The sequence below is a fragment of the Vibrio amylolyticus genome (assembly GCF_023145695.1).
GTDB lineage: Bacteria > Pseudomonadota > Gammaproteobacteria > Enterobacterales > Vibrionaceae > Vibrio > Vibrio amylolyticus.
Genome location: NZ_JAJHVV010000021.1, coordinates 25,609 through 33,422, shown reverse-complemented (window position 1 = coordinate 33,422; position 7,814 = coordinate 25,609). Strand labels below are relative to the sequence as shown.

Sequence of the window (7,814 nt, the reverse complement as noted above, 5' to 3'; positions counted from 1 at the left end):
ATGAGTTACAAGCTCGCTTTCAGGTGTGTGATCACCAAGCGATTCTGTCGAACCTTAACTACCATTTCTACTGTAGAAAAGAGGCTGTTTTTGGCACCTTAAACTGGTGTACGAAGAAACCGTCTATTGTCACATGTACGAAAGTACCAGTGAGCAGGACAGTTTCTAAATTCTTTTTCTGCTACGTTTTTAGCTGCCGACATTTGGTCGGCATTTTTAACGGCCTTGGCAATCACACACTCTGTACTCATGCCCTTAGATGCAGGCTCCCAACATGTCAGTAATGTGTCATACCAGAACTTATTTTGACGATACAACAGTGCCATAGGCTCACTCAATAGGCTGAAGGTAGATAGTTCGTGATTGGTGGGTACATACGTGCATTCACTTGTATACACCGCATGTGCGGTTTTTCCAATGTCGTGAAATAGGGCTGCAATGATAATTAGCTGCTCTATCTCATCAGAAAAATGACAGCTTTTTAGGGTGTCTAACGAAAGGTGTGCGACTTCAATCGAGTGTTGCAACAATCCGTGTCGATAATCGTGATGATTTCTACAACTTGCTTGAATTGAAACAAACGCATTGAACAAGTTAGTTTTTTGGCAAAGAGTATCTATAAACGATCTTAGGCAGGGAACGGATATTCTAGATGTTAATAAGCAAAGCTCTTTGTAATTTTCAGCAAAGATATCGTTTTGCCCGGAGAAAATAATATTATTTCCAATAGGGAGTAGGGCAGGCAAGGGAAATGCTGTGTGACAGTTTACAAACGGATGTGGGGTGACTGAATATTCGCAATATACAATTTGTCCCTGATGTAATTCAAGAGTGTTACATTGGCTTGAGCTTACACATAGATGGCGCCCATTAGCTAAAATGGTCGCTCTAATTTGTGATTTTTGAGTTGGGACCAATACAACGTTGGATACTATGCCAATTGCCTTATACATGTAAATCTCCAATTAAGTAAATGTTCGGCCCACTGAGGAAAGGACGCATTCGCCTACAGAGCTATTGACGATGATCTTTATGACCAAGAAGCATTTGTGTATTTAAGGCTAGTTTACGATAGGTGCGTTTCGACATTGATCGGAACTCATGAAAACTTGGCTACACCTCTTTCAATGCTAATTTTGTCACTTCAAATTCAATATGTGCATTGGCTTAACTGGGTTCCATACTGGTTCTTGAGATTCGGTATAGATGACGGTTGATTTGTCACTACAGTGAGCCATGCGAGCTCTAGGGTTATAGCCGTGATTTGCAAACTCGCGAGCTGAAAGCCCTCGAATTTCATGAAAAGTTGGCCGTTGAGAGACGGCTAAGTGATCGAATATTCCCAACTTATCTCTTACTTTGCTGAACTGTTTACTTAAGTAGTGACTAGCGATTTGAAAAGGCTGGTCGTTTTCTTTTGCTGTGCCACGCTGAGAACACTGAGGTCTTCTTCTCACCGCATATGGACAGACTAATCGATCAGTTTTAGCGAGCTCTACTGCCTCATAAATCCCCTTGGTTACTGGGATGGCAACCCTAGAGGTCGCATGTTTATTACTCTTCTGACGATGAATATAAAGAGTGCCGTATACGTCTAGGTCATCCACCTTGATTGGTTGTTTGCTGGGGTTCCATACAATGCCGCATACACCGTCTTTAGGTGCCTTTATGGTGTGTTTGATTCTGCATATTTCATTGACAGAATGAGTAGACTCAAAGGAAAGCATCATTGCTACCTTTAAATAAACAGGGCTCTCATCATAGATTAACTGAAACTCTTCCATCGATAACTGACGGCGTGTTTTCTTTTGCTGGCTAGATGGTATCCGCCTGTTTTTCTTGTTCCTCATAAAGTCATCAAGTATGTAGGTACGATCGGCTAGGTAGCTCGTGAGTTTCTTTATGTGAGCGAGAATATTATTGAAATGTTTAGCGCTAGTACCTCCATAATGTTCATCTAGAAACTCGTTAACAATTTCCAAGTTCAAGCTTCTCGTATATATGTGGCCAAGGTCTTTAGATAACCTTTCAATAGTACTCTGATATATCTTCAGATAATTGTCTGAAAGTTCTTCATTGATAACTTCCTTTTCGACCTTCTTGATAGCTTCGTTGAGCGGAATGTTAAACGGCGAACCTGAACTTTTTGTTTGTGAGCTTTTACCACTTTCGTGCTCTAGGATAGCCCCCATGTTTCTGTACTTTGCGTTGTAGTTTGATGCATGCATCTTTATAAGGTTTATTGGCATTTGCAGAGGAAATAGAACACGTGTGCGGTCCACACGCTGGAACTGGTAGCGTGTTCTTCCAAACCTGTCTTTGATGCGATATAGGTGTGGAGGGAGGTCGCTGTTCTTTTTCTCTCTTTGCCTAGCCATTAATTACTCCAACAGATCATTTCTGGCAGTAATCATCAGCACATACTCATCAACTAGCACGAGTCGTTGTCCCGTGGGCGTTGTGACATACGGAAGAAGCCCCTTATTCATCCAATTCAGCACAGTAGAGACGGTGAAACCTGAGCCTGGGTAGTATTCATCGATAAACTTTCTTGGTTTAAGTGTTCTGTAATTCATTTTTAAAGCCTTCTTATTGTTAGAGCGTATGTAGATTTTAGAGGCGGCCAAATGCGATTTTTCCAGATAAGCGGACAAAAAAGTGTTTTGTGACTTTTAGTAGAGGCGATTTTTTCGCCTAGACAGTTTGAAATTAGGCGGGAGATAGTGGCTTTTCAACTACTGTATATTGTAATTATTTTACAATTATTTTGATCCACAGGGGTTAAGTACAACGTGTGATATGCGGGTAAGTACTTTGAAAATAGAGGCTTACAGAGGTTTTGGGAGGCTCAAAAACGGTGAAAGCCCAATGTTGGTAGCATTGGGCTTTCGAATTTTTAGATTTCTCGATTGGTAAAGTCGATGATCTTTTCTATGCAGAAGGCTGGATTTTATCCGACTAATTCCTTGGTAGGGAATTAAACGCGGATGAAGTCCATGTGCTCAACTTTAGGCTTGAACGCGTGACGTTGAACGTCTTGTGGCTTAACCTTAACTTCTGCGCCGTCGATCACAAGAGTGATGCCTTCGTAGAATTCTGGCTTGTCCATTTGGTTCATAACTTCGTTATGAGCTAGTTCGATAGATACAGGAGCTGCTTCGCCACCGTATACAACTGCTGGGAATTTACCAGCGTGACGTAGGCGGCGGCTCGCACCTTTACCTAGTTCAGTACGTACTACTGCTTCAAATTTCATAGTTTTACTCTCAATTAGTAAACATTAAATATCACATCAACAATGCGACCTTGTTGATGCCTTACGTTCGGTAGCAACCGAAGTTACTATCAAAACGAGCGCGGATACTACCATTCTCTTTAATAGTGAGCAATACAAATTGCGGTTAAGTGAGTCTAATTGAACAGAAATTAACTCATGCAGTTAATCTGAACAATTATGTTGCGGCTACCTTGACACTTAAGGTCACTTTTAATCCGCCCATTGTGCTCTTTCCAAGTAGTAATTTTCCGCGATAACTGTGTGCCATTTCGCTAACTATATTGAGCCCAAGTCCTGTTCCAGGCGTCGTTTCATCTAATCGAACACCACGCCTGATTGCGTGTTGATGATTTTCTTCTGGGATACCTGGCCCATCATCTTCAACGTATATCTCAATCAGTTGGTTTGAGATGAGTTTACTATGAACTCGAATGGTAGAACTTGCCCATTTGTAGCCATTCTCAAGTAGGTTTCCTAGCATTTCATCAAGGTCAGTGGAATCCACGGCAACGTCGATATCACTATCAATTTCGTTAATTAGGATGATTTCCCGAGACGCATAGACTTTATCAAAGGCCATTGAAATCGCATCAATGCGCTCGCTAGGGTTGGATTTTACTGAAAGAATATTCGCTGCACCCGCAATTCTAGCTCGCCCTAGGTGGTAATCGATATGGTTTTGTATCTGTTCAATGGCTGGCAGTAGCTTCTGTTGCTCTGTTTGTGGTAGTGCAGCAATCTCATTTTTTAGTACAGAAAGGGGTGTTTTTAATGCGTGGGACAAATTACCGCCGTGATTTCTCGCTCTCTCAAGTAGTTCTTGATAATGGAAGAGCAGGGCATTGAGATCATAAACTAACGGGTAGACTTCATTAGGGTACTCTTCAGCTAACTGGTTCTGTTTGCCAGCTCTTAATGCGGCTAATTCACGTTGCATCTTCCCTAGGGGGCGAAGAGACCAACCAATTTGTGTTCCGATTAAGAGTAAAATACCAGCAAATAGAAGCCCTAGAATGAACCATAGTTGGCGAGTGAGGTGATTGAGAGTGGCCATTAGAGGTGCCTCATCAACACCAACGAGAATATTGACTGGGCTAGACACGCCGGGTAAATAGATCGTTTGAGTGATATAGATAAGTTTCTCACCTTTCGCACCTAAAAGTTTGGTGCGAATCGGTAACGAGAGAATCTTGATATTCTTGTCCCACAATGAACGAGATCGCAAGGACTGATCTTCACTGGCTATCACCCAATATAAGCCACTATATGGCTGACTAAATCGTGGATCTGATAAACGATAAGGAAGAGAGAGTTTGTCACTGACATCCGCTTCAACATGGGCGGTTATCTCGTCCATGGCAAGCTTGAGTTGATTTTTAGCATCACTAACGAGGTAGTCATGTACTAACTTTGGAATACCAACACCGGCAGCTAATATCATGGCGGTAAGCCATAAAGAAGAGGCAATAAGCAGGCGTTTTTTAAGACTTAAACGATTTATCGCAGCAAACCTAGTTGGCATTAAGTTGATACCCCAGTCCACGAACGGTTTTAATGACTTTTGGGTTGATTTTTTTACGAATACGACCGATGAAAACTTCAACGGTATTGGAGTCTCGGTCAAAATCTTGTTTATAGATGTGCTCAACCAATTCGGTTCTTGAAATGACCTTTTCGGGGTTGTGCATAAAGTAAGCGACAACTTTGTACTCTAGCGCTGTTAGGCTAATGACTTCACCTTGCCAAAGTACTTTAGAGGTTCGAGTATCTAAGCTCAAATCGCCAATTTGCATGACAGGTGCAGCGTTGCCTGATGCTCGACGCAGTTGCGCTCTTATGCGAGCGATTAATTCAACCATCTCGAATGGCTTTGTTAGGTAATCATCAGCGCCTGCATTAAGGCCTTCAACGCGCTGTGTTAGCGTGTCTCTAGCACTTAAGATTATGACTGGCGTGTTGATGTTTTCGTCACGAATGCCCGTTAATACGGTTAAGCCATCAAGTTTCGGAAGACCTAAGTCTAAAACAATCGCATCCCACTCTTCAGAGGTGGCTCGGTATAATGCATCTATGCCATCTTGAGATAATTCAGGAACCCAACCAGCGCCTTCAAGCGTCGCTATGATTTGTTCACCGAGTCGAGCATCATCTTCAACCACTAAAATCTTCATATTTGGCTCTCTATTTTTGTCTTATTATTCGTCAAACTATTCTTGAACTATACAAGCACTATTTTTTAATCACGTCGTGAAGATTGCGCCCTTTAATCTCGATCATCTCAAGAGTGGTCGCGTTGTATTCAACTTTTATCACGTTCTGTTCATGAACGAGCTTCAACTCATAAATCCATTCGTCGTCATCTTCTTCCAACTCGACTCGAATTAAACGCCCGTGAAGTTGCCTATCAATAGTGTCATAAAGCTCGGAAAAAGGCTTAATTAAACCTTGTTGTACCGCTTCGTAGACTTCATCTTGGTCTTCGTCTAATTCAACTCGAGTACCTTCTTTGTACACATCTTGAACCAGTTCATGACCCGATGGAGTATCGTTAGCTGTAGCAGTAGTAGTCTCGCTAGCCGCTGTAGACAGTGAAACTAGTGTCAATATAGAGCAAACTAGAGCGAGTAAAGTTGCTTTGATAGATCTCGTCAGCATATAGAAACCTTAGTTGAAGTAATGGTTTACCCCAATTCTTATTTGGGCAATGTAATTTAGTATAAAAAGTGTCGATGAATAGAAAGTGAATCGTCTCACTCTTTGTTCGCTTATTAGCGATTTTGTAACTCATCTTCAAAGATCTTATCGCGCATTTTCCAAAAACGCCCTGACTTACGAGCGATGACAAACTGAGGTGGTCGAAAGCGATGTTGGTGAGACACTACTTTATTAGGTGATGCCGCGTCAAAAAGACGATGCTTATCAGCTAAATGAGGACGAACAAATTGGTCCTTAAAACGTTGTTTCTGTTTTTTGGTGGTGAGCGGCCAAAATTCATGCACTTGAGCCTGATTTTCCCCAAGGTAAGTGACTTTGAGCTGCGCTTTTCCTAATTGGTCTTTATGGACGGATAGGTTCATTTCTAAGCACTCGAATACAAGTGCATCTTTTAAGTTTAATGCTTCTTTTAGCTTTTTATCAGGATCAACAAGTGTCGCGTCGCACTCATGGCATATTCGGGCGGCTATGTCGTTATCTGCACCGCACTCATTACAGTATTTAGCGCGGAACCGGTATCCGCAGTGTTCACGTTCGTTGGTCTCTTCATCGGTGAAAAACCCTTGGCATCGTCGGCCAAAGTGTTCAAGTAGAAAACCGTTGCTATCCAGTTTCCCCCAGAAGTTGTTATTAAAACCACAAGCGGGGCAGGGAATAGTGATGATCTCACTGTTTGAGTCGGGTTTTGGATCGCCGACTTCAGGCTGGTAAAGGTCGTAGTTGTTTCCTGCATAATCGAGCACCAGGCACTCTTCCTTTCCGGGAGACAACCGAAGCCCACGACCAATGATTTGCTGGTAGAGGCTAACGGATTCTGTTGGTCTAAGGATGGCAATAAGATCAACATGCGGAGCGTCAAATCCAGTCGTTAGCACTGACACATTGACTAAAAACTTAATTTTTCGATGTTTAAAGCGTTGGATAATGTCATCACGCTCAGGCGTTGGGGTGTCACCAATAACGATAGCGGATTGATCTTCGGGAAGTAATTGTAAGATCTCTTGAGCATGTCGAACGGTCGCGGCAAACACCATGATGCCTTTTTTATCCGAAGCGTATTGAATGATCTGCTCTACGATTTGTGGGGTCGCCCGTTTAGCTTGGTCGATCACCATATCCATTTCTGCTTCTTTATAACGACCTGTATTCGCAGGTTTGAGTTGTGAGAAGTCGTAGGAAAGTACAGGTGCATCCATCATGCGTGCAGGCGTCAGGAAATTCTCATCAAGTAAATAGTGAATAGGGAGCTCAAAGATACAATCTCTGAAGAACCTTGGCTCTTCGCTGCGCACTTGTCCACGAGTGTGATATTGGTAAATCCAACCCATGCCCAAGCGATAGGGTGTTGCTGTTAACCCTAGTACCTTAATACCTGAGTTTAATTCTCGTAAATGGCTGATGACTTTTTGGTAGCTACTATTTTTGGCATCCGGTACACGGTGGCATTCATCGATAACTAAGAGTGAAAATTGGTCTTTAAAATCGTCAAGGTTTCGCACAACCGATTGAACTGAGGCAAAGACCACCTGTTTATCGGTCTCTTTACGACCTAACCCTGCGGCGTAAATAGCCCCTTTTTCTCCGTACCCTTCATACTTTTCATGGTTTTGTTCAACCAATTCTTTGACATGAGCAAGAACAAGGACACGTCCTTTTGCTAACCGTGCAAGCTCTGCAATGACCAAGCTTTTTCCTGCCCCGGTTGGAAGAACAATGACAGAAGGCGTGGAGTGCTTTCGAAAGTAGTGAATAACCGCTTTCACTGAATCGGCTTGGTATGGGCGAAGGGTATACATAATCACTAAAGGTCGTTATTGAGTGG

The 7,814-nt window shown here is 42.5% G+C and carries 8 protein-coding genes; all 8 read right to left on the bottom strand.

Annotated features, from left to right (window positions below):
* Positions 1-98: 98 nt before the first annotated feature.
* Positions 99-530 (bottom strand): HD domain-containing protein, encoded by a 432-nt coding sequence (locus KP803_RS21440; RefSeq protein WP_248010891.1) that lies wholly within the window; start codon positions 528-530, stop codon positions 99-101.
* 609 nt (positions 531-1,139) lie between these two features.
* Positions 1,140-2,378, bottom strand: coding sequence for a site-specific integrase (locus KP803_RS21435; protein ID WP_248010890.1), 1,239 nt, complete (start codon positions 2,376-2,378; stop codon positions 1,140-1,142).
* 3 nt (positions 2,379-2,381) lie between these two features.
* Positions 2,382-2,576 carry a hypothetical protein gene (locus tag KP803_RS21430; protein ID WP_248010889.1) on the bottom strand — a complete coding sequence of 65 codons (195 nt, stop codon included), beginning with the start codon at positions 2,574-2,576 and terminating at the stop codon, positions 2,382-2,384.
* A gap of 401 nt (positions 2,577-2,977) precedes the next feature.
* A complete protein-coding gene (gene rplY, locus KP803_RS21425; RefSeq protein ID WP_248010888.1) occupies positions 2,978-3,256 on the bottom strand; it encodes a 50S ribosomal protein L25 in 279 nt (92 codons plus the stop codon).
* 196 nt (positions 3,257-3,452) lie between these two features.
* A complete protein-coding gene (locus KP803_RS21420; protein WP_248010887.1) occupies positions 3,453-4,799 on the bottom strand; it encodes an ATP-binding protein in 1,347 nt (448 codons plus the stop codon).
* Positions 4,789-5,448, bottom strand: coding sequence for a response regulator transcription factor (locus KP803_RS21415; RefSeq protein ID WP_248010886.1), 660 nt, complete (start codon positions 5,446-5,448; stop codon positions 4,789-4,791). The genes KP803_RS21420 and KP803_RS21415 overlap by 11 nt, the downstream gene beginning before the upstream one ends.
* 58 nt (positions 5,449-5,506) lie before the next feature.
* Entirely contained in the window at positions 5,507-5,932 is a 426-nt protein-coding gene (locus KP803_RS21410; protein WP_248010885.1) for a PepSY domain-containing protein, read from the bottom strand.
* 113 nt (positions 5,933-6,045) lie between these two features.
* Complete coding sequence (radD, locus tag KP803_RS21405) at positions 6,046-7,788, bottom strand: DNA repair helicase RadD (protein ID WP_248010893.1); 1,743 nt, start codon at positions 7,786-7,788, stop codon at positions 6,046-6,048.
* Positions 7,789-7,814: the final 26 nt, after the last annotated feature.

Coding starts and splice junctions, on each gene's coding strand:
- KP803_RS21435 (WP_248010890.1), bottom strand. CDS start 2,378: ATGGCTAGGCAAAGAGAGAAAAAGAACAGCGACCTCCCTCCACACCTA.
- KP803_RS21430 (WP_248010889.1), bottom strand. CDS start 2,576: ATGAATTACAGAACACTTAAACCAAGAAAGTTTATCGATGAATACTAC.
- rplY (WP_248010888.1), bottom strand. CDS start 3,256: ATGAAATTTGAAGCAGTAGTACGTACTGAACTAGGTAAAGGTGCGAGC.
- KP803_RS21420 (WP_248010887.1), bottom strand. CDS start 4,799: ATGCCAACTAGGTTTGCTGCGATAAATCGTTTAAGTCTTAAAAAACGC.
- KP803_RS21415 (WP_248010886.1), bottom strand. CDS start 5,448: ATGAAGATTTTAGTGGTTGAAGATGATGCTCGACTCGGTGAACAAATC.
- KP803_RS21410 (WP_248010885.1), bottom strand. CDS start 5,932: ATGCTGACGAGATCTATCAAAGCAACTTTACTCGCTCTAGTTTGCTCT.
- radD (WP_248010893.1), bottom strand. CDS start 7,788: ATGTATACCCTTCGCCCATACCAAGCCGATTCAGTGAAAGCGGTTATT.